Raw genomic sequence first — 20955 nt, forward strand, 5'->3', positions numbered from 1 at the left:
GGACCGGTGACGGGGTTACGGCCGGGCGTCGGAGCGCGCGGCCGGGGCCCGGGGCGCGGCGCCGTCGACTCGACGGCTCGGCGGTTCGCCGGCGGCCTCGGGGAGCCTGCTGTCGTCAGGCGACAGCGGCCCCGGCGGGCGGCCCTCTGGAGGTGATCGCATGGGCGGTGGAGAGACGGCGCGGTGCCCGGTCCGAGGCTGCCCGGCGGTGACCGGCCCGGGGCCGGTGCGGCGGCGCGGCCGGCCGCAGCGGCAGGCGCAGCGGAGCGACGAGCCGGGCGGCGAGGGACCGCACGATGCGGAAGGCGGCGCGCTCGCCGTGGGCCAGCCACAGTCCGCACAGCAGCGCGGCCACCAGGTGGGCGGCGAGCATCCCCGACGGGGACATGCTCCCCATGGCGTGACCGACGGCGTCCGCGCCGTTCACATCGTGCGGGGGGTGCACGGCGTGGCCGCCGTGGACGGCGGCGCCCGTGGGCATCGGCGCAGCGCCCGGCCCCGACGGCATCCGGCACAGCAGGACGTCCAGCCACCGGCCTACGAGGGACGTGTCGCCGTAGGCACCGAGGTGCGCCCCCGCCTGGGCGAGCGAGAAGGAGGCGTGCAGGACGGCCTGGGCTGCCACCGCGAGCCCTACGACGGCGAAGGGGCCGCGTTCCCGGCCGGCTAGCCACCAGGCGGCTCCGCCCGACGCCGACGCGCCCGCCACCACGGCCCACCAGGGCACCGCCGCACCGGACATCAGGAGGTGGCCCAGGGCGGCGAGCAGCACACAGACGGCCGCGAACACCGCGGCCCGCACCGTGCGACAGCACCACCCTGCTCTCATGGCGGCCTCATCCTCGCATCCGGGCTTCCGTGATCACCGGTGAGTACGGATTCCGGTCCGGCTTCCCACTCAATCCGATGGGCGTGACCCGCGCCATACCCCGTCACCCCGTCGTTGCGACCACGCCGTGTCGCGACGCACGTACGGTCGGACGGCGGGCCCGTCCGGTTCCCGGCATGTCCCCGTGGAAGTCGAGGCGGCGGAGGCGGAGCGGGGTGCACCGGCGCACGGTGGCCGTCCGCCGTGCTCCCGCGTCGGGCGCAGGGTGGGCGTCCGCGTCCGCCGTACCGGGTATCTCACCGGCAGTCCCCACGACCGCCGGTGCGGTCACTCGTTCCCCACGGAAGGCGAAGGAGCATGACCGAACCTCACGGGCTGGAGCCCGTCGCGACGTTCTGCGGCAACTGCGACTGCGGCTGCCCCCAGCTGTTCGTCGATCCGGACGCCCCCGCCGAGCAACGGATCGTCCTGACCGACGACTTCGGCCAGCGCGTGCAGATGAGCGTCGACCAGTTCTCGTCACTGGTCGACGACGCGAAGCGGGGCAGGCTGGACGGCATCGCGGCGCCCTGAGCGCCCCCGCCGCACCGCATCGCACCCGCCCGCCACCGCCGTGCGGCCGGGCGGGTGAACGCTGTCGCCGTACGACGGTCGCGAGCCGCCTCGCGGGGAACAGGGACTGGCATGCGCGCACTCGTCATCAACTGCACCCTCAAACCCTCCCCCCGGCCCTCGAACACCGAGGCCCTCGCGGGCACGGTCATCGCTGCGCTCAAGGGCCACGGCATCGAGGTGGACGTCGTACGAGCCGTCGACCTCGATCTCAAACCCGGGGTCGAGACCGACATGGGCGAGGGCGACGACTGGCCCGGCGTGCACCAGAAGCTGCTGTCGTCGCAGATCCTGGTCATCGCGTCGCCGACCTGGCTCGGCCGCCCGTCCTCGGTCGCCCAGCGGGTCCTGGAACGCATGGACGCCATGCTGTCCGAGACCGACGACGAGGAGCGTCCCGTCGCCTACAACCGCGTCGCCGGTGTACTGGTCACCGGGAACGAGGACGGCGCCCACCATGTGATCAGCGAGATCAGCGGGGCGCTCACGGACATCGGCTACACCGTCCCGGGCCAGGCGTGGACCTACTGGCACCTCGGCCCCGGCCCCGGCCCCGACTACCTGGACGACGACCGGGGACACGACTGGTCCGCCTCCACCGGCCGGGCGATGGCGTCCAATCTGGTCCACGCGGCCCGCGCGCTGGCAGCGATGCCGCTGCCGGCCCCGCCGTCCTGACGGTGCCCTCGTCGCCGCCCGCCCCGGAAGGCACGGCGGGGGGCGCGGAAGATTGGCCCGCCCCGCGTGGGATACCCGTCCTCCACGGCCGTGCACGTCTGCCGTCGCCGATGCGGGGCATTCGTGCACGTGCAACGACGTACGAACCGCATGAGGAGCTGAAGTCCGCCATGACGCACGACCTGACCCCGAAGTACACGGTCCCCGGCATCGAGCGCGAGGCCGCCGGGCGGCTGATCGGCGTGCTGCGCATGCGTCTGCACGCCCTCAACGATCTCCACCTGACCCTCAAGCACGTGCACTGGAACGTCGTGGGACCGCAGTTCATCGCGGTGCACGAGATGATCGACCCTCAGGTCGACCAGGTGCGCGAGATGGCCGACGACGTCGCCGAGCGCATCGCCGCGCTCGGCGGGGTGGCGCAGGGCACGCCCGGGGCCCTGGTCTCCGAACGGAAGTGGGACGACTACTCCATCGGACGGGCCGACGCCATCGCCCATCTCGGCGCGCTCGACATCGTCTACACCGGAGTGGTCGAGGGGATGCGCGCGGCGGCCGAGGAGGCCGGGAAGATCGACCCCGCCACTGAGGACCTCCTGATCGGTCAGCTCAGGGATCTGGAGCAGTTCCAGTGGTTCGTGCGGGCCCACCTGGAGAGCGCCGGAGGCACCCTGGCCACGGGCACCGCGACCTCCGAGACCGAGGCGGCGGAGCGCGGGGCGGAACTCGGCTAGGACACCGGGCCCCGCACGGGGCCGACCGCGCCGCACCGGCTCCGACGGTCGGCCCCCGCATGCGCGCCCGGGTACGTGCTCAGCGCCCGGGCCGTCCGCGGCGCCCGATGAGCACCCCGACGAGGATCAGGTCGGCGACCAGCACCGCGACGCCGATGACGAACAGGTAGAACAGCCCTCCGGCGGCCAGTCCGATCACCCCGAGGACCAGCGCCACCAGCAACAGCAGCAGGATCAGGCTCATGGTCGTCGTCTCCCCTCGGGAAGGCTCCTCGGACGGTTCAGCGCCGGCCGAGCCTGCGCTCTCCCCGGCTGCCCTGCTCGTACGGCAGGTCGTAGTGGGCGAAGACCGCGCCCTCCCCCTCGGCCGCGAGTTCGCCGTCGGGGTCGATCCCGGGCGCGTCCTTGACCACGCTCTTGTCGTAGGTGACCTTCAGGTAGCCCGGGCCGACCGTGGCCTTGTCGACCGGAACGAACACCAGACGCCGGCGGGTCGGCAGCCCGATGGTGACCGCCGCGAACGCGGGCCGGTCGGTGGTGGTGTCGAAGTAGATGGACTCGAGGGTGCCGATCTTTCGGCCGCCGCTGTCGACGACGTCCTGGCCCCGCCAGTCACGGATGTTGTCGGCTTCGAACATGGTTCGCCTTCCCTTCCGAGGACGCGCTCACTGTCTTGTTCCCCGATTCGCTCCCCCGTCGCATGTGTTGTCCCCAGTCCGGCGTACGGCGCCCACCTCGCGATAGGCTGCCTGGCCGGAGAAGGCACCCGGGACGCGGACGGACACCCGGCGGATTTCCGAAGGAGACCGAGTGTGGATGCCACAGGCCCCACGGGCGGACCGTCCCGGGAGCGGGGCGGGGCCGTGCTGGAGGTGGGTCCGTTGTCCGGCCGCCCCGGCATCCGTGCCAGCGGAGAGATCGGCGTGACCACCCGCCGGTCCTGGGAGAACGCTCTCACCGAACTGTCCCGGCGGCACGCCGACGTGTCCTACGTGGAACTGTCCGGCGTGCGGTTCGTCGACGTGGCCGGCGTGGCGGCGCTCGCCGTCACCGCCATGAACCTGCCCGGCGGGCGGGTCGTCGTGGAGCAGCCGCCGCCACAACTGCCCCGGGTGCTGCGGCTGTTCTGGCCGTCGCTGCAGCGGATCGAGGTGGCACCGCGATGAGCACAGTGGTGATCGAGGAGACCTTCTCGCACCCGGCGCTGTTCTACGGCTCCGAGGACGAGTACGCCGACCGGACGGTGACGTTCGTGCGGGAGGGGCTGGCCGCCGGCGAGCCGGTGGCGGTGGCGGTGCCCGGCCGCAACCTCGAGCTGATCCGGACGGGGCTGGGCGCGGACGCGCGGGACATCTCCTTCCTCGACATGACGGAGGCCGGGCGGAACCCGGGGCGGATCATCCCCGGTGTGCTCCGGGCGTTCGCCGACAGGCACCCCCGGGGACGGGTGCGCATCATCGGCGAGCCGGTCTGGGCCGGGCGGAGCGCGGCGGAGTACCCGGCGTGCGCGCAGCACGAGGCGCTGATCAACGAGGCGTTCGCGGGCCGTGCGGCGACGATCCTGTGCCCGTACGACGCGACCCGGCTGGACGCGGACGTCCTGGCCGACGCCCTGGTCACCCACCCGACGGTCATCGACCGGGGACGCGAGCGGGCCAGCGGGTCCTACGACTGGCGTGCGGTGGTCGCCCGGTACAACGAGCCGCTCGGGCCCGCGCCGGGCGCCGCCGTCCTCGGCTTCGGTACCGGGGAGTTGCCCGAGGCGCGCCGCTTCGCCGTCGACCGGGCCAGGTCCCTCGGGCTGTCCGAGCGGTTGCAGGACGTCGAACTGGCGGTGGCGGAGCTGACCACCAACAGCGTGGTCCACGGTGGTGGTCAGGGGACGCTCGCGGTGTGGGCCGAGGCCGGACAGGTGGTGTGCGAGGTCCGCGACGCGGGCCGGCTGACCGATCCGCTCGCCGGGCGCCGGCCCCCGCAGCCGGGGCAGATCGGCGGCCGTGGACTGCTGCTCGTGCATCACGTCGCCGATCTGGTCCGGACACATACGGCGGAAGAAGGCACCACTGTCCGTTTCTATGTGCGCCTGTGACCCTCATATCCCCTTCTGTGCGGGTCTGTGACGTCTCGTCGATCCGGTCGGTGTCGGGCAGGCATGAGAGCCATGGCCCGGGGTAGGCGGACTGTCGTCGGCGGGTGAGCCGACGGTGACGGGGGCCGATCGACTGGGAGGGCACATAATGGCGACGACGACCGCACAGACCATCGCGCACACCACCACGGGCATGCCGGAGGTCGCGGACCCGTCCAAGGTGGCGCCCAAGGACGCGCGGGAGTTGTCGAAGCTGTTCTTCGAGCAGCTGACGGTACTGGAGGAGGGCACGCCCGAGTACCAGTACACGCGCAACACGCTGATCGAGATGAACATGTCACTGGTCCGCTTCGCGGCCGGCCGCTTCCGCAGCCGCGGCCCGGAGGAGATGGAGGACATCGTCCAGGTCGGCATGATCGGCCTGATCAAGGCCATCGACCGGTTCGAGCTGACCCGTGAGGTCGAGTTCACCTCGTTCGCCGTGCCGTACATCGTCGGCGAGATCAAGCGCTTCTTCCGCGACACCTCCTGGGCGGTGCACGTGCCGCGGCGGCTCCAGGAGGCCCGGGTGCAGCTGGCCCGCGCCACCGAGGAACTGCGCAGCAGGCTGGGCCGCAACCCCACCACCAAGGAACTGTCCGAGCTGATGAGCCTGCCCGAGGACGAGGTCGTCGAGGCCCGCCTCGCGGCCAACGGCTACAATTCCGCCTCGCTGGACGCGGCCATCGGCGGCAGCGAGGACGGGGAGTCGGCCCTGGCGGACTTCATCGGCGCCGACGACGCCACGCTCGCGCTCGTGGACGACTTCCATTCGCTCGCCCCGATGATCGCCGAGCTGGACGAGCGTGACCGGCAGATCATCCATTGGCGGTTCGTCGAGGAGCTGACCCAGAAGGACATCGGAGAACGCCTCGGCGTCTCGCAGATGCACGTGTCCCGGCTGATCTCCCGCCTGCTGGCCCGCCTGCGGGAGGGCATGCTCAGCACCGCTTGAGCCCGGACGGCCCCCTCACGCGTCGGCCCGTGTACGCCCTACGGCGTTCCGGCCGGCGCGTCGCTGTGCGCGAGGCGCTCGCGCAGCGCGCCCGCGAACTCCTCGGCCCGGGCCAGCTGGGTGCGCAGATCGGCCACCCGCTGCCGGGCCGCTTCCTCGAAGCCCCGCACCCGTGCGAGGCACTCCTCGCGCTCGGCGTCGGTCAGGTCGCCGGTGTCGAGCCGGTCGGTGGCCGCCAGCAGTTCCCGCATCTCGTCCAGGGTGAAGCCCATCGGCTTCATCCGGCGGATCACCATCAGCCGGGAGACGTCGGCGTCGGTGTACAGGCGGAAGCCGCCCTGGGAACGGGCCGAGGGGACGACGAGGCCGGTCTCCTCGTAGTGCCGGATGGTGCGCAGGGACAACTCGGTGCGGGTGGCGACCTCGCCTATCTGCATGTGCTTGCCGTTCACGCCGGCGCTCCTGACGCTGCTCGTTCCTGACGGTGCCGCCTCCCGGCGGCCCGCCCATCTCAACTCTAACGTCAGGGTAGAGTTGTGGTCGTGCGGCGCTCACGCGTCCTTTCCACGCGCCCCGTCCTGCCGCAGGGGTGCACCCGAGCACGACGGGCAGCCCTTGAGATCACCGGTCGGACGAACCACGCGCCGACCTCCACGGCAGGCTCGGCGGGAAGTCCGGCGACAGCCACTGAGCCGGTCGAGGCTCAGGCGGCGGCCGTTCTGCGCCGACGGCCGCCGCCGGCTCCGGTGAGGGCGTCGATGAGCTCGTCGCGGCTCATCCTCGACCGTCCCGCGATGTCCTGCTCGGTGGCCCGCTGATAGAGCTCGGCCTTGCTCAGCTCCCGCAGTTCACCGCGCTTCGGCGGCTTCCCGCGGGAGGGGCCGGTGGCCTTCGATCCGCCGGCGGGCCGTTCGCCCCCGGATCCCTTTCTCCTCCCGGCCCGCCCGCCCTCGGCGCCCTTCGCCTTGCCGGCCCGCCCGTCCCCGGCGCCCTTCGCCTTGCCGGCCGACTGCTCGCCGCCCGTGCCCTTCGCCCGCTCCAGGCTGCCCTGGAGCACCTCCATCAGGTCTACGACGTCGGTGGCCCGCGGCGCCTCCTCCGCGACGGCGACCTCCTTGCCCTCCGCCTTGGCCCGGACCAGTTCGCGGACCTTCTCCTGATACGTGTCCTGGTAGCGGGCGGGGTCCCACGGGCCGCTGAGGGCGTCCACGAGGCGCAGCGCCATGTCGAGTTCCTTGCCCCGGCCGGCCCTGCCCGTGGGCAGCTCGGGCAGTTCCCGGACCGGGTCGCGGACCTCGTCGGCCCAGTGGAGGGTCTGGAGCACGAGGACCTCGTCCTCGGCACGCAGCGCGGTCAGGTACTGGCGGTTGCGCATGACGAAGGTGGCGATGCCGACCTTCCCGGCCTCGGCGAGGGCGGTGCGCAGCAACCCGTAGACCTTGAGGTACTCCTTGCCGCGCGGGGCCACGTAGTAGGTGCGGTCGAAGTAGACCGGTGGGATCCGGTCCAGGTCGACGAAGTTGGTGATCTCCAGGGCGCGTGAGCGGCCCGGTGCGATCTCGTCCAGTTCGTCAGGCTCGACGACGACGTACTCGCCATCGCCCACCTCGTAGCCCTTGACGATGTCGCCGGTGGCGACCTCCTCGCCGGTGCGCTCGTTGACCCGCCGGTTGCGGACGCGGTCGGAGGTACCGCGCTGCAACTGGTGGAAGTGGACGGTGTGGTCCTCGGTCGCCGTGAAGAGGCCGACGGGCACCGAGACCAGCCCGAACGTGATCACGCCTGTCCAGATCGCGCGTGCCATGGCTGTCCGCTCCCGTCCGTCCCGCCCGCACCACCCTGGCCCTCCAGGCTGACACCGGGCACTCTCTCCCGCGCGCCGGGCGCAGCACACGGGTGGGCGGCGGGGCGACAGCGCGCGGATCGGCCACCGTCGGGGTTCCCTGTGATGTGCGGGAGGCCGACCGCGCCTGCGCCCTCGGCCGTCTCCCCCACCTCACGCTGCCGATGCCGAAGCCGAACAGAGGGACACCACCCATGAGCTGTCACCTGAAGCCGATCACCCGCGAGGAGCATCTGCGCTTCGTCGCGGCCCGGCCGTCCGTGAGCCACTTGCAGACCCCCGCGTGGGGTGACGTGAAGCCGGACTGGCGGGCGGAGAGCCTGGGCTGGTTCGACGAGCGCGGCGACCTGGTGGGGGCCGGACTGGTGCTGCTGCGGCCGCTGCCGAAGTCGAAGCGGTGTCTGGCCTATCTGCCCGAGGGCCCGGTCATCGACTGGGACGCGCCCGACCTCGAACGGTGGCTCGAGCCGATGCTCGCGCACCTGAAGCGGCGGGGTGCCTTCTCGGTGAAGATGGGGCCACCGGTGGTGGCCCGGCGCTGGAGCGCCGAGGCGGTCAAGACGGCGATCGCCGACCCGGCGGCCCGGCGGCTGGGAGACGTGGAGCCCACCGAGCGGGAGCCCGGGGCGGAGGCCGTCGCCGAGCGGCTGCGCCGGATGGGCTGGCGGCGCAGCGAACCGGGCGGCAAGGACGGTTTCGCCGCCGGGCAGCCCCGCTACGTGTGCCAGGTGCCGCTCGCCGGACGGTCGCAGGAGCAGGTGCAGAACGGCTTCAACCAGCAGTGGCGCCGGAACGTCAAGAAGGCCGAGAAGGCGGGCGTCAAGGTGGTCCGGGGCGACCGCGAGGACCTCAAGGCGTTCTACGAGCTGTACGTCGAGACCGCCGAACGGGACCGATTCGTCCCGCGACCGCTCGACTACTTCGAACGGATGTGGACGGCGCTGACGGCCGAGGACCCGGACCGCATGCGGCTCTACCTCGCCCACCACGACGGTGAGGTGCTCGCGGCGGCCACGATGCTGACCGTCGGCGAGCACGCCTGGTACTCCTACGGTGCCTCGACCAGCCGTCGGCGCGAGGTGCAGCCCAACAACGCGATCCAGTGGCGGATGATGTGCGACGCCCTGGAACTCGGCGCGTCCGTCTACGACTTCCGCGGCATCACCGACACCCTCGACGAGGACGACCACCTGCTCGGGCTGCTGCGCTTCAAGGTCGGCGCCGGCGGTCGGGCCGTCGAGTACCTCGGCGAGTGGGACTACCCGCTCAACAAGGTGCTGCACAAGGCGCTGGGCCTTTACCTGTCGCGGCGCTGAACCTCCGGGAGCGGCCGGGACTCCCCGGCGCGGTGCTCGGTGACGATTCCGCCGAAGACGCTTTTCCCATCGGGCATCCGAGGGGCCGTACTCCGTGTCAGGCCGCCCGCGCCCGGTATTTCCCACCGCGCGCCAGGAGAGCGTGGAGCGACTAGGCGACGGCGAGGCCGGCCGGCAGGGCGAGGTCCACGCCGCCCAGGGCCCGCGATCGGCGCCGTGTGAAGCGGCGCCTGGGCGAACCGCGCGCCTCGCGGGCCTGGCGCTGCCGCGACCTGCACGACTCCGGCGCCGTCGTGGCCCTCGACTCCGACTGGCCCATCGCTCCGTACCCGCCGCTGGGTGTCATGGCCGACGCCCGCCACCGCCGCCCGACCCGTGACCTCAGCCGGGCGCCGCACGGCCCGGAGCAGGCCCTCACGTCGCTGGAGGCGCTGCGCGGCATGACCGTCAACGCGGCCTACGCGGCCGGCGAGGAGCACGAAACCGGACGGATCGCCGTCGGTCACCGCGCCGACCTGACCGTGCTCGCCGCCGACCCGCTCACCGTGCCGGCCACCGAACCGGCCGGCGTTCCGGTGCTGTCGACGCTCCTCGACGGCGACCCCACGCACCGTGCCGCGAGTCTGTGACGCGATCGGAGGGTTGCGGACCACCATGCGCCGGGCAGTCAGGTTCTGTCCGAGCGCATGAGGCGGGGGTGGGCGATGTCGCGGCTGCTGGTGGTGCAGAACGGTCCCGGTGGCGGGCCGGGCCGGTTCGGTGACTGGCTGGACGCGGACGGGCTGTCCCTGGACGTGGTGCACGCGTACGCCGGTGCGCCGCTCCCCCGGCACCTGGCGCACGACGGCGTCATGGTGCTCGGGGGCGGCTACCTGCCCGACGACGACGCCCGCGCGCCTTGGCTGGCGCCCACCCGTTCGCTGGTCGCCGAGGCGTTGGAGCGGGGTGCCCCCGTTTTCGGGATCTGCCTCGGCGGGCAGCTCCTCGCCCATGTCGCGGGCGGCACGGTCCGGGGCGAGCACGGCGCACCGGAGTTCGGCAGCACCCCGCTCACCCTGCGGTCCGGGGCCGGCGACGACGCGCTCCTGGCGGGGCTGCCGGAGCGGGTGACGGCCATCGAGCACCATGTCGACGCGATCACCGCCCTGCCACCGGGCGCCGTCTGGCTGATGGAGAGCGAGCGTTGCGCCCACCAGGCCTTCCGGATGGGTGACCGGGCCTGGGGCGTGCAGTTCCACCCGGAGGCGGGTGCGGACCGGATGCGGTCGTGGGACCCGGAGCGCATTCGGGCCCGGGGGCTCGACCCGGCGGAGCTGTGCCGCCGGGCGGAGCGCGACGAGCCTGCCGCCGAGGCCGTCTGGCGCGAGGTGGCCCGGCGCTTCGCCGGCGTCGTACGGAGCTGACGATCAGCCGGTGAAGGCGCCGTGGCCGGTGAAGGCCAGCTCGGCGAAGCGTTCGCCCATGCGGCGGTGGGTGGCGGGGTCCGGGTGGATGTTGTCGGGCAGGGGCAGTTCGGCCGCGTCGGCCTCGCCGTACAGCTCACGGCCGTCGAGGTAGTGCAGGTTCGGGTCGTCGGCCGCCCGCTGGGCCACGATCCGGGCCAACTCGTCCCGGATGACGTTCAGGGTCAGCTTCCCGCTCGCGCGTTCCGCCGGGTCGCCGGTGGCCACGAAGCGCAGTCGCCCATCGGCGACCCCGCTGAAGTCGGGGGCGAGCGGTCCGGGGGTGTCCTCGTGGACGGGGCACAGGACGGGTGAGACGACCAGCAGCGGGGCCGTGGGGTGGCCCTCGCGGACGGTGTCGAGGAAGCCGTGCACGGCGGGGCCGAAGGCGCGCAGACGCATGAGGTCGGCGTTGACCACGTTGATACCGACCTTGACGCTGATCAGGTCGGCGGGGGTGTCACGCATGGCCCGCGCGGTGAACGGGTCGAGCAGGGCGCCGCCGCCCAGGCCCAGGTTGATCAGCTCGACGCCGCCGAGGGAGGCGGCCAGCGCGGGCCAGGTGGTGGTGGGGCTCGCGGCGTTGGAGCCGTGGCTGATCGAGCTGCCGTGGTGCAGCCACACCCGGCGGCCCGCGTCCGGGGCCGGTTCGACGGGGGCGTCGGCGCGCAGGGCGACGAGCTCGGTGGTCTCGTTGTGCGGCAGCCAGATCTCGATGTCCTTGTCGCCCCCGGGCAGGTCCGCGAAGCGGAGGGTGCCGACCGGGCCGGGCTCGACGGACGCCGTTCCGGTGGTCATGTCGATGGTCAGGGTGCTGCCGCCCGCGACACTGCCGCTACCCGCCGGACGTCCGTCGACCAGCAGGTCGTACACGCCGTCCGGGCGCGGCGCAACGCCCGCGTAGACGCGCTTGGTGGGCAGGGTGTCCAGTTCGAGGACGGTGGCCCGGGTGCGCAGGGCCAGACGTACGCCCGAGGGCTGGGACTCGGCCATGGCCAGCTGTCCGTCGGTGTTCTGGGCGCGGGCCCGGGCGGGCAGCCGGTGCGGCAGCAGACCGTGCTCGGTGCGCTCCAGGTCGAGGGCGCCGCGGACCAGGTCCGGGGTGATCGGGGTGGTGATCCAGTCGTCTTGGCTGTGCATGTCGTCTCCGGCCGGGGTGGCGTCTCGGTACGGGGTTCAGGATGTGGGCCAGTTGCGCAGCAGGGCGTCGAGGGCGTCCACGATCCGGGTCCAGGTCTCCTGGGTGTCGGGGGCGCTGTGGCTGAAGCCGCCGCCCGTCTCGAGGCTGACGTAGCCGTGGAAGACGCTGCCCAGCAGCCGCACCGCGTGGGTCTGGTCGGGTTCCGTCAGGTCGTAGCCGCGCAGCACGGCGCGGGTCATGCGCGCGTGGCGGACGCCCGCGCTCGCCGCGGCCGTCTCGGGGTCCAGCCGCAGCTGGGCCGCGGCGTAGCGGCCGGGGTGCTCCCGGGCGTAGTCGCGGTAGACGTCCGCGAAGGCGGCGAGGGCGTCCTTCCCGGCCCTTCCGGCCAGGGCCGTGGCGGCCCGGTCGGCGAGTTCCTCCAGGGCGAGCAGGGCGATGCGGGTCTTGAGGTCCTGGGAATTGCGCACGTGCGAGTAGAGACTCGCGACCTTGACGTCGAACCGCCTGGCCAGCGCGGAGACCGTCACCTGGTCGAAGCCGACCTCGTCGGCCAGCTCCGCGCCCGCCCGCACCAGGCGTTCCGTGGTCAGCCCCACCCGAACCATAACCATCCCTCCGTTTACCTGAATCTATTATGCATTTACCTAAATCCTTTAGGCAACCTGTGGCCTGGCCCCGTTTTCTGCGGCGTCGGCGCGCGTCCGCGCCGAGGGGGCTTGAGCGCGCGCGGCGAGGGGACTCCGACCACATGTCCCGTCCTCACCTGGTCACGTTCGGGCACGGCACCGCGGGCCGCGCCGCACTGGCCGAGCTGCTGCGGGGTGCCGGTGTCTCGGCCGTGGTGGATGTCAGGACGGCGCCGGGCAGCCGCCGCGATGCCGACCTGCTGCGGGAACGGCTCGCCCGGTGGCTGCCCGAGGAGGGGTTCGCCTACCGGTGGGAGCAGCGGCTGGGCGGTTTCCGGAGGCCGGCGCCGGACTCGCCCGACGTGGTGTGGCGCAACGTGTCGTTCCGCGGGTACGCCGGCCACACCCGCTCTCCGGAGTTCGTCACCGCCATGGACGAGTTGCTGGACCGGGCGGCGCGGGAACGCACCGCGGTGATGTGCGGCGAAGCGGTGTGGTGGCGGTGCCACCGGCGTCTCATCGCCGACTTCGCCGTGCTGGCCCGCGACACCCCCGTGGAGCACCTCATGCACGACGGCCGCCTGACGGCCCACTCCCCCACCCCGGGGGCGCGGCTGCGGACGGACGGACTCCTCGTGTACGACGACGAGGAGACGGCGGCGAGACACGCGCGGTCGTAGCGGCCGGAGCACACACACGTAGAAAGGAGGCGGAGGACCATGCGGCGCGAGGACGGACACCGCGGGGCGGACGACGACCGCGACGCGGAGTCGGTCGAGTCGGTGCTCGACGAGCTCTACACGACGCCGCCGTCCGACTTCGTCCCGCGCCGCACGGAACACGCGGCGGCCGCCAGGGCGGCGGGCCGCGGGGAGGACGCCCGCCGCATCCGCGCGGCCCGCCGGCCCACGCTCGCGGCCTGGGCGGCGAACCTGCTGACACGTTTCCGGCCGGAGGAGAGCCGGCGGTTCCTGGACCTGGGGCAGGCGCTGCGCGAGGCGTACCGCACCCTGGACGCCGACGGTCTCAAGGAGCTCTCCGCGCAGCGTCGGACCGTCGTCTCCGCGCTGTCCCGGCAGGCCGCCGAACTCGCCGACGAGGCGGGGCACCGACTGTCCGAAGCGGCGCGGCGGGAGGTCGAGTCGACCCTGCAAGCCGTCCTCGCGGACTCGGACGCGGCCGCGCGATGGGCCGGCGGGCACCTGGAGGGCGCCCTCACCCCGCCGTCGGAGTTCCCCTCCGGCACCGTCCCGGCCGAACCCGCGCCACGCGAGCGGCCTTCCCGGCCGAAAGCGCCTCCCCCGGGCCGCGCGAAAGACGAACTCGCCGAACGGCGCCGCAAACGGCAGGAAGAGCTCACCCGTGCCGAGCAGGCCGCGGAACGGGCCGCGCGGCAGGCGCGTGACCGACGGGCGGAACACGCGGACGCCGACGCCTCGCTGCGACGGACCGGCGACGAACTCCACCGGGCACGCGAGGAGATGTCCGGGGCCGAGCAGCGGCTGCGGCAGGCGCGACAGGAACTGGAGCGGGCCGAACGGGAACAGCGGGAGTCCGAAGAACGGGAACGCGTGGCGGCTCATGCCCTGGACCGGGCCGAACGGGAGGCGCATGCGGCGGCACAGAAGGTGGATCGTCTGGCCGGCCGGGTCAAGTCCGGCCGGGTCGAGTAGTACGCCCGCGCGTCTGAGTACCCGTACTCATGAGACGCCCCTCCCGTCGGGGGAGGCTTGCCGTGTCAGCCGTCCAGAGGGAGCCCAACGTGCACGTCGTCGGCCGAGTTCACAGTCCGTCAGCCGTACGCGGAGAGCGAAACGCCACATGGCCCGTCGTGGGGCTCGCACTGGCCTGCGCGGCGGCCGCCGCGGTGCTGACCGGCTGCTCCACGGAGGAGGCGACCTGCGGCGGTGGCGAGTACCCGGTCCTCGCCGTCGGCGGCACCGGCAGCGCGTGCGTCCCCAACGGCGAGGAACCGCCCGAGGGTTACACCCGTTACCCAAAGGGCAAGGTGCCCGAGCACGTCGGCGACGAGTGGGACACCTACTGGCAGACGCACACCGTAGACAAGGACGGGAACATCGTGGAGGTGCCCGAGGGTCAGTGAGCGGGGGGTGTTCGCGATCCGAACGCACACACGAGGAAATGAGGCGGGACATACCACGGTGACGGCCATACGTGGTATACCGGCCGGGCGCCGATCGGACATGGTCCCCATGTCCCGCGCCCGATGTCCCAACGTTCCTCCCGAGCCTTCACGGCCGCGAATCGAGGAGAGTCAACAGCATGTCCGAGAGTACGACGCAGCCCGCCACCGAACTGGCCTCGCAGTACAGCGTCCAGGTGACCGACGACCTGGAGCGCAACATCAAGGAGCAGGAACGCATCGGCGCGGAGATCACCGCCCTCCAGCAGCAGCTTGCCGCGCTGCAGCACGACCACGCCCTGCTGGTGAACATGCAGCAGGCGCTCGGCATCACCTCGGCGCAGTCCCAGCCGGCGACCGCGCCGGAGCCCGCCGCCGCGACCGACTCGGCCGGCGTGCCCGCACCCCGTGACGGCGCCGCCGCGGAGCCGGCCGCCGGCAAGCGGACGCGGGGCCGCAAGGCCGCCGCCGCCCCCAAGCGCGCCGCCGCCCCGAAGCCGGGTGCCAAGCCGGCCGCGAAGTCCGCGACCAGGTCGAGGTCGGCCGCGAAGTCCGCCCCCGAGCGGGCCGCGAAGTCGTCCACTAAGGCCGCCGGGAAGCCCGCGGCGAAGAAGCCGTCGTCGGGGACCGCGCCCGCCAAGCAGGCCGCCGCCCAGCCCACACTGGTCGAGCTGGTGCGCACCCACCTCACCGAACAGAGTGAGCCGCGCTCCGCCGCCGAGGTCGCCACAGCACTCGGTCGGGCGAACTCGGAACGCACCATCAAGACCACGGTCGTGCGCACCACTCTCGAGGGGCTCGTCGCCAGGAACCAGGCGCAGCGCACCAAGCAGGGCACCTCGGTCTACTACACCGCCACCGACGTGCCCGAGGCGGCGAAGCAGCCGGACGCCGGGGCGAAGACGCCGGCCGCACAGGACCGGGACTGACGGCCGCGGCACCCGGCACCGCCGGGTGGTGACCCCGTCCTCCCTCGCCGTGCGGCCGCGCGCGGCCGGAGGAGAACGGGGCGAGTATCGGTGGATGGGTGTTGTACTGCCGGTGCTCTTCGCGCTCCTCGCCGCGTTCAGCAACGCGCTGGCCACCGTGCTCCAGCGCCGGGCGGCGTTGACCGTGCCCCAGTCCCAGGGTTTCCGCCCGGGGCTCGTCGTCGACCTGTTGCGGCGGCCGGTCTGGCTCGGCGGCATGCTGGCCGTGGTCGTCGCCGGTGCGGGGCAGGCGGTGGCCCTGGCGACGGGGCCGCTGTCACTCGTACAGCCGCTGTTCGTGCTGGAGCTTCCGCTGGCGATGTTGCTGGCCTCGCTGATGACCGGCCGCCATCTGGCCCCCTCCCTGTGGCTGGCCGTGGGCGGGGTGGTCGTCGGACTGGGAGTCGCGCTGGCGTCGGCCGCGCCGGACGCCGGCCGGGACGACGTGCCTCTTGACCGGTGGCTGCCGACGCTGGTGGCCTGTGCCGGAGCGGCGGTGCTGCTGGCGGCGGCCGGTCTCAGGCGCCCCGTCGGCAAGGTCCGCGCCGGTTGCCTCGGTGCGGCCACCGCGGTGTGCTACGCGCTGACGGCGGCTCTGATGAAGGACTCCATGCACGTCCTGGACGCCGACGGCCTGACCGGCTTTCTGACCACGTGGCAGACGTACGGCTTCGCCGCGGCCGGTGTGGCCGCGGTGCTCCTGCTGGAGCACGCCATGCAGGGCGGCCCCCTGGTCGCTTCCCAGCCCGCCCTCACTTTGGGGGACGTCGCGGTGAGTCTCATGCTCGGCGTGGTCCTCTACCGCGAGGAGGTACGGGCCGGCTGGTGGGTCCTGCCGCAGTTGCTCGGGGTCGCCCTCATCGTCGCGGGGGTCCGGACGCTCGCCCGGCGAGGCGCGGATCTGCGCGAAACGAACAGGATGCCCGAAGCCACCGGCTGAGGCACAGTGGTCGCAGATCGCTGGGCGACCACGAGGAACGGCATGTCGCAGGCCACTGCTTCCGGCACCGACGGGGAGGCCCCGCCGGCCGCCAAGCTACCGCTGTTCACCCTGACGACCATGGTCGTCGGGTCGATGGTGGGTGCCGGGGTGTTCTCGCTGCCGGGGCGGTTCGCCGAGGAGACCGGCGTGGCGGGAGCGCTGGTCGCGCGGGGCAGGCGGCTGTTCTCCCCGGTGGAACTCGTGGTCCTCGCGTCTCCGCGGCCGGCGCGGTCCTGGGCGTCGTCGCGCTGGCCGCCGGATGGATCAGCCTGTGAGCCCCTTCCCTCCGTCCCCCGTCCCGCACCTCTCAGGGAGGCCGTGTGACCAGCAACGAAAGCGCCGTGCAGCCCGCGCTCGGCGTCCACTCCGAGGTCGGCCGGCTGCGCAAGGTCCTGGTGTGTTCGCCCGGCCTCGCGCACCGGCGGCTGACGCCGACCAACTCCGACGACCTGCTCTTCGACGACGTGATGTGGGTGGAGAACGCCCAGCGCGACCATGCCGCGTTCGTCGGCGAACTGCGCCGGCGCGGGGTGGAGGTGGTGGAGCTGCACGACCTGCTGGCGCAGATCATGGCGATCCCCCAGGCGAAGGCGTGGGTCCTGGACCGCAAGATCGTCGCCAACCAGGTCGGCGTCGGACTCATCGACGCCACCCGCGCCTACCTGGAGACCCTGTCGACCAGGGAGCTGGCCGAGTACCTGGTCGGCGGACTCGCCGTCGGCGACCTGCCCGAGGACTCCCGCTCCCCGTACCTCGCCCTCGCCCGCGAGTCCACCGGCGCCCGCGAATACCTGATGCCGCCGCTGCCCAACACCCTGTACACCCGCGACACCACCTGCTGGCTGTACGGCGGGGTCACACTCAACCCCTTGTACTGGCCCGCACGGCACGACGAGACCCTGCTGATGAAGGCGATCTACACCTTCCACCCCGACTTCCGGGGTTCGAAGGTGTGGTGGGGCGATCCCGAACTCGACTGGGGCCAGGCCACCTTCGAGGGCGGCGACATCATGCCGGTGGGCAACGGTGTCGTCCTCATGGGCATGGGCGAGCGCACCTCCCGCCAGGCCATCACCCAGGTCGCCGCGTCACTGTTCCGCAGCGGCGCGGCCGAGCACGTCGTCGTGGCCGTGATGCCGAAGCTGCGGTCCGCGATGCACCTGGACACGGTGTTCACCTTCGCCGACCGCGACGTGGTGACCCTCTACCCGCGCATCGTGGACGCGGTGCACACCTTCTCGCTGCGCCCCGGCGACCGGGCCCCCGGCTTCGACGTCGTCGACGAGGGCACGGCGCCGTTCGTCGACGTCGTCGCCAAGGCGCTCGGACTGTCCTCGCTGCGGGTGGTGGAGACGGGCGGCGACGCCCACGCCTCCGAACGCCAGCAGTGGGACAGCGGCAACAACGCCGTCGCGATCGAACCGGGCGTGGTGTTCACCTACGACCGCAACACCCTCACCAACGCCCTGCTGCGCGAGGCCCGCGTCGAGGTCGTCACCATCGTGGGCGCGGAACTGGGCCGGGGCCGCGGTGGCGGGCACTGCATGACCTGCCCGCTGGTACGGGACCCCGTCGACTTCTGACCGTCCCCGGAGCGCCCCGGCCGCCCGTCACCGGCAGAACCCGTACGCCTGCTCCAGCCACCGGTGCAGCGCCGTGTGCACACTGCCGGGGAGCTCGCTGAGCCGTTCGATGGCGGCCCGGTCCCCGGCGGAGGGCGCGATGCCGGCCGCGGTCAGCAGGGCGAGCAGGTCCAGTCGGCGCAGGTCGACGGGGTCGATGCGGCTGGGGACGCGTCCGGCGGGGTTGGGCGGCTGGAGCAGGAAGTCGCCGCCGGTGTCGCGGGAGCGCGCCGGGTCGGCGGCGGTCGGGGCAGTCATGGTGTGCATACCGCGGTCCTCCACTTGGTGGGTCGCCGTTCTCGACGGGAAGAGACACCGGCGCGGCGACGGCGGTTGCGGACCGGACGCCGGACCACACGGTGGATGCAATCGGCGCCTTATCGCACGAATCGGCCGGGCACGGGCTTGAGTCGGTACGCGTCCTTCTGGCGGACGACCCGGCCCGCGGTGGGGGGCGGGAAGTGGGTGCCCAGCACCAGCGTGTCCGTACCGGCCAGCGAGGCCAGCAGGGAGCGCCGGGACGACTCGGCGCGCGCCGGGTCGATGTCCACGCAACTGCCCAGTGCGGGGTGGGCGAGTTGCACGGGATGGTGGACGCAGTCCCCGGTGACGATCGCGCCGGCGCCGGGTTCGCCCACCCGCACGGTGACGTGGCCCGGTGTGTGTCCTGGGGTCGGCAGGAGTCGCAGGCCGGGTGCGAGGTCGGTTCCCTCGGCGGGGACCTCCACGGCGTCGAGGAGCCCGGCGTCCTCGACCGGGTCGACAGAGTCCCGGAACATCTGGCGCCGCGGTTCGTCCATGGCGTACCCGGCCCAGAATTCGCGCTCGGCGCGGGAGACGACGTAGCGGGCGTTGGGGAAGGTGGGGACCCAGCCGGCGTCCGTCCGCCTCGTGTTCCAGCCGACGTGGTCGGTGTGCAGGTGGGTCAGGATCACCAGATCGACGGTGTCCGGGTGGAAGCCCGCCCCGGTGAGCCGCTCCAGGTAGTCCGTGCGCAGGTTGTGCCAGGCGGGGTTCGCGCGCGTCTTGCCGTTGCCGATGCCGGTGTCGACGAGGACGCGCAGCCCGCCGGTGGTCAGGGCGAAGCTGTGGCTGCCGAGCCGCAGGACGCCGTCCTCGTCGGCGAAGTCGGGGTGCAGCCATCGCTCGCGGGTGACCACGTCCGGGGTGGCGCCGGGCAGCAGCCAGGGTCCGGTGGCGGGCGGCAGGAGGGTTTCGTCGATGCGGTGGACGGCGGTGTCGCCCACGGTCCAGGAGGGGGTCTGCATGTCGGTGCCGTCTTTCGTCGAGGCAGCTAAAAGCTATTGATTTGCGTTTGGACACCGTAGGGCCTAGGGTCTTCTAACGCAAACCATTAGCGTTAAGCGAGTGAGTGCCAGAAGGAAGGGATCCCCGTGCCCAGCCCTGAAGAGGACCGCGGAGCCGTTGTCGCGGCGACCGCCCGGCACATCCACACCGTCGTCTCGGTGCTGCGGGAGCTGGACCTCGGCGACACGCCCCCCGCCGCGGCCTTCCACGCCGACGAGGAAGGGGTGCGCCGTGCGGCCGTATGAGCTGTCCCTGACCGCGGCCGCCGACGCGATCCGCGGCCGGCGGCTCTCCCCGGTCGACCTGGTGAACTCGGTGCTGGAACGCGCCCGGGAGGTGCAGCCGGGGCTGGGCGCGTACGTGACGATCACGGCGGACCGGGCCGGCGCCGCGGCGCGCGCGGCCGAGCGGGAGGTGGCGAGCGGCCGTGTCCGCGGGCCGCTGCACGGTGTCCCCATGGGCCTGAAGGACCTGATCGACGTGGCCGGTACGGCGACCACCGCGAGTTCCCGGGTCCGCGCCGGCCACCGCGCGCAGGCCGACAGCACGGTCGCCGCCCGACTGGCGGAGGCCGGTGCCGTGCTGGTCGGCAAGACCCACACCCACGAGTTCGCCTACGGGCTGACCACGCCCCAGACGCGCAACGCCCGGGACCGGGCCCGGATCGCGGGCGGCTCCAGCGGCGGTTCCGCCGTCGCCGTGGCGGCGGGCGCGGCCACCTTCGCCCTCGGCACCGACACCGGCGGATCGATCCGTGTGCCCGCCGCGCTGAACGGCGTCGTCGGCCTCAAGCCGACCTACGGCCTCGTCCCCCGCCACGGAGTGACGTCCCTGTCGTGGTCGCTGGACCAAGTGGGCCCGATCACCCGCACCGTCGAGGACGCCGCGCTGGTGCTGGCCGCCGTGGCGGGCCACGATCCGCGCGATCCCGCCTCGACGCCCGCCCCCGTGACCGGCCACCGCCGGCCCGCGCGGGACGGCGACCTGACCGGGTTGCGCGTCGGCGTGCCGAGCACCTACTACTTCGACCACGTCGACCCGGAGGTCGAGACCGCCGTCCGGCGCGCGGTCCGGCGGCTGGCGGAGCTCGGCGCCCGTCTCGTCGACGTGGAGATCCCGATGGCACGCTACGTGCAGGCGATCCAGTGGGGCCTGATGGTGCCCGAGGCCAGCGCCTACCACGAGCGGACCCTGCGCACCGCCGCCGACCGGTACGAGGACGACGTCCGCGTACTGCTGGAGGCCGGGGAGCTGATGTCCGCCGGGGACCACCTGCGGGCCCAGCGGGCGCGGACGCTGATGCGGCGGGAGTGGGCGCGCATGCTCCGGCAGGTCGACGTCGTCGTCGCACCGACCGTGCCGCTCACCGCGGTACCGGCCGGACAGGCGTCCGTGCCCTGGCCCGACGGCACCGTGGAGGCCGTCTCGGACGCGTATGTCCGGCTCTCCGCGCCGGCCAACATCACCGGCGTCCCCGCGCTGACCGTGCCGGTGGGCGCCGACCGGGCAGGACTGCCGATCGGCATGCAGGTGATCGGGCGCCCGTTCGACGAGGCCACCGTGGTGCGGGTCGGCCACGCCTACGAACGGAGCACCGCTTGACGCAAGGTGTTTGCTTTAAGGTGTGG

The 20955-nt window shown here is 73.0% G+C and carries 26 protein-coding genes and 1 pseudogene; 18 read left to right on the forward strand and 9 right to left on the reverse strand.

What is annotated here, in order from left to right; genetic code table 11:
• Positions 1–115: 115 nt before the first annotated feature.
• Positions 116–829, reverse strand: coding sequence for a hypothetical protein (locus IE142_RS09130; RefSeq protein WP_191885218.1), 714 nt, complete (start codon positions 827–829; stop codon positions 116–118).
• Positions 830–1186: 357 nt separating this feature from the next.
• Between IE142_RS09130 and IE142_RS09135 the strand changes: the two genes are divergently transcribed.
• From IE142_RS09135 to IE142_RS09145, 3 genes are all read left to right on the forward strand, one after another.
• Positions 1187–1402, forward strand: coding sequence for a hypothetical protein (locus IE142_RS09135; protein ID WP_191885219.1), 216 nt, complete (start codon positions 1187–1189; stop codon positions 1400–1402).
• A gap of 111 nt (positions 1403–1513) precedes the next feature.
• A complete protein-coding gene (locus tag IE142_RS09140) occupies positions 1514–2119 on the forward strand; it encodes a flavodoxin family protein (protein ID WP_191885220.1) in 606 nt (201 codons plus the stop codon).
• A 170-nt stretch (positions 2120–2289) separates the two neighbouring features.
• Positions 2290–2853, forward strand: coding sequence for a Dps family protein (locus IE142_RS09145; protein ID WP_043384046.1), 564 nt, complete (start codon positions 2290–2292; stop codon positions 2851–2853).
• Between the two features lie 79 nt (positions 2854–2932).
• On the opposite strand, the gene IE142_RS09150 is transcribed toward IE142_RS09145, so the two are convergent.
• Positions 2933–3097 (reverse strand): hypothetical protein, encoded by a 165-nt coding sequence (locus IE142_RS09150; RefSeq protein WP_191885221.1) that lies wholly within the window; start codon positions 3095–3097, stop codon positions 2933–2935.
• A gap of 37 nt (positions 3098–3134) precedes the next feature.
• Complete coding sequence (locus tag IE142_RS09155; protein ID WP_191885222.1) at positions 3135–3491, reverse strand: PRC-barrel domain-containing protein; 357 nt, start codon at positions 3489–3491, stop codon at positions 3135–3137.
• Between the two features lie 174 nt (positions 3492–3665).
• Here IE142_RS09155 and IE142_RS09160 point away from each other — a divergent pair, with 174 nt between their 5' ends.
• From IE142_RS09160 to IE142_RS09170, 3 genes are all read left to right on the forward strand, one after another.
• Entirely contained in the window at positions 3666–4019 is a 354-nt protein-coding gene (locus IE142_RS09160; protein ID WP_191885223.1) for an STAS domain-containing protein, read from the forward strand.
• On the forward strand, positions 4016–4942 hold the full coding sequence (locus IE142_RS09165) for an anti-sigma factor RsbA family regulatory protein (RefSeq protein ID WP_191885224.1): 927 nt from the start codon (positions 4016–4018) through the stop codon (positions 4940–4942). The genes IE142_RS09160 and IE142_RS09165 overlap by 4 nt, the downstream gene beginning before the upstream one ends.
• Positions 4943–5090: 148 nt before the next feature.
• Complete coding sequence (locus IE142_RS09170) at positions 5091–5936, forward strand: RNA polymerase sigma factor SigF (RefSeq protein WP_191885225.1); 846 nt, start codon at positions 5091–5093, stop codon at positions 5934–5936.
• 38 nt (positions 5937–5974) lie between these two features.
• On the opposite strand, the gene IE142_RS09175 is transcribed toward IE142_RS09170, so the two are convergent.
• Both IE142_RS09175 and ku read right to left on the reverse strand, forming a co-directional pair.
• A complete protein-coding gene (locus IE142_RS09175; RefSeq protein WP_191885226.1) occupies positions 5975–6388 on the reverse strand; it encodes a MerR family transcriptional regulator in 414 nt (137 codons plus the stop codon).
• Positions 6389–6639: 251 nt separating this feature from the next.
• Positions 6640–7740, reverse strand: a complete 1101-nt coding sequence (gene ku / locus IE142_RS09180) for a non-homologous end joining protein Ku (RefSeq protein ID WP_191885227.1) — start codon at positions 7738–7740, stop codon at positions 6640–6642.
• A 233-nt stretch (positions 7741–7973) separates the two neighbouring features.
• Here ku and IE142_RS09185 point away from each other — a divergent pair, with 233 nt between their 5' ends.
• From IE142_RS09185 to IE142_RS09195, 3 genes are all read left to right on the forward strand, one after another.
• Complete coding sequence (locus tag IE142_RS09185) at positions 7974–9095, forward strand: lipid II:glycine glycyltransferase FemX (protein WP_191885228.1); 1122 nt, start codon at positions 7974–7976, stop codon at positions 9093–9095.
• A 218-nt stretch (positions 9096–9313) separates the two neighbouring features.
• Complete coding sequence (locus IE142_RS09190) at positions 9314–9724, forward strand: amidohydrolase family protein (protein ID WP_368857224.1); 411 nt, start codon at positions 9314–9316, stop codon at positions 9722–9724.
• Between the two features lie 75 nt (positions 9725–9799).
• Positions 9800–10498 (forward strand): type 1 glutamine amidotransferase, encoded by a 699-nt coding sequence (locus IE142_RS09195; protein ID WP_191885504.1) that lies wholly within the window; start codon positions 9800–9802, stop codon positions 10496–10498.
• A 3-nt stretch (positions 10499–10501) separates the two neighbouring features.
• Here the strand turns inward: IE142_RS09195 and IE142_RS09200 are convergent, their stop codons facing one another.
• Together IE142_RS09200 and IE142_RS09205 are read right to left on the reverse strand one after the other, a co-directional pair.
• Positions 10502–11677, reverse strand: coding sequence for a GDSL-type esterase/lipase family protein (locus IE142_RS09200; protein WP_191885229.1), 1176 nt, complete (start codon positions 11675–11677; stop codon positions 10502–10504).
• A gap of 36 nt (positions 11678–11713) precedes the next feature.
• Positions 11714–12283 carry a TetR/AcrR family transcriptional regulator gene (locus tag IE142_RS09205; protein ID WP_191885230.1) on the reverse strand — a complete coding sequence of 190 codons (570 nt, stop codon included), beginning with the start codon at positions 12281–12283 and terminating at the stop codon, positions 11714–11716.
• A gap of 143 nt (positions 12284–12426) precedes the next feature.
• Between IE142_RS09205 and IE142_RS09210 the strand changes: the two genes are divergently transcribed.
• The 7 genes and pseudogenes from IE142_RS09210 to IE142_RS09240 all read left to right on the forward strand — a co-directional run bounded on the left by IE142_RS09210 (position 12427) and on the right by IE142_RS09240 (position 17980).
• On the forward strand, positions 12427–12984 hold the full coding sequence (locus tag IE142_RS09210; protein ID WP_191885231.1) for a DUF488 domain-containing protein: 558 nt from the start codon (positions 12427–12429) through the stop codon (positions 12982–12984).
• 39 nt (positions 12985–13023) lie between these two features.
• A complete protein-coding gene (locus IE142_RS09215; RefSeq protein WP_191885232.1) occupies positions 13024–13977 on the forward strand; it encodes a hypothetical protein in 954 nt (317 codons plus the stop codon).
• Positions 13978–14135: 158 nt separating this feature from the next.
• A complete protein-coding gene (locus IE142_RS09220; RefSeq protein WP_191885233.1) occupies positions 14136–14408 on the forward strand; it encodes an SCO0607 family lipoprotein in 273 nt (90 codons plus the stop codon).
• A 179-nt stretch (positions 14409–14587) separates the two neighbouring features.
• Complete coding sequence (locus tag IE142_RS09225; protein WP_191885234.1) at positions 14588–15376, forward strand: hypothetical protein; 789 nt, start codon at positions 14588–14590, stop codon at positions 15374–15376.
• Positions 15377–15470: 94 nt separating this feature from the next.
• A complete protein-coding gene (locus IE142_RS09230; protein WP_191885235.1) occupies positions 15471–16355 on the forward strand; it encodes a DMT family transporter in 885 nt (294 codons plus the stop codon).
• A gap of 42 nt (positions 16356–16397) precedes the next feature.
• A pseudogene (locus tag IE142_RS09235) lies at positions 16398–16565 on the forward strand (arginine-ornithine antiporter); the annotation flags it as partial.
• A 152-nt stretch (positions 16566–16717) separates the two neighbouring features.
• The gene (locus tag IE142_RS09240) at positions 16718–17980 is read left to right on the forward strand and encodes an arginine deiminase (RefSeq protein ID WP_191885236.1); all 1263 of its coding nucleotides are present in this window, start codon (positions 16718–16720) and stop codon (positions 17978–17980) included.
• Between the two features lie 27 nt (positions 17981–18007).
• On the opposite strand, the gene IE142_RS09245 is transcribed toward IE142_RS09240, so the two are convergent.
• Both IE142_RS09245 and IE142_RS09250 read right to left on the reverse strand, forming a co-directional pair.
• Complete coding sequence (locus tag IE142_RS09245; protein ID WP_191885237.1) at positions 18008–18286, reverse strand: hypothetical protein; 279 nt, start codon at positions 18284–18286, stop codon at positions 18008–18010.
• A 110-nt stretch (positions 18287–18396) separates the two neighbouring features.
• On the reverse strand, positions 18397–19287 hold the full coding sequence (locus tag IE142_RS09250; RefSeq protein ID WP_191885238.1) for an MBL fold metallo-hydrolase: 891 nt from the start codon (positions 19285–19287) through the stop codon (positions 18397–18399).
• A 126-nt stretch (positions 19288–19413) separates the two neighbouring features.
• On the opposite strand from IE142_RS09250, the gene IE142_RS09255 reads away from it, so the two are divergent.
• A complete protein-coding gene (locus tag IE142_RS09255; protein ID WP_191885239.1) occupies positions 19414–19572 on the forward strand; it encodes a hypothetical protein in 159 nt (52 codons plus the stop codon).
• Positions 19559–20929: an amidase gene (locus IE142_RS09260; protein ID WP_191885240.1), complete on the forward strand. Its 1371-nt coding sequence runs from the start codon at positions 19559–19561 to the stop codon at positions 20927–20929. Before IE142_RS09255 ends, IE142_RS09260 begins: the two co-directional genes overlap by 14 nt.
• Positions 20930–20955: the final 26 nt, after the last annotated feature.

Origin of the sequence: Streptomyces mutabilis, from assembly GCF_014649815.1 — a bacterium.
Classification (GTDB): Bacteria; Actinomycetota; Actinomycetes; order Streptomycetales; family Streptomycetaceae; genus Streptomyces; species Streptomyces mutabilis.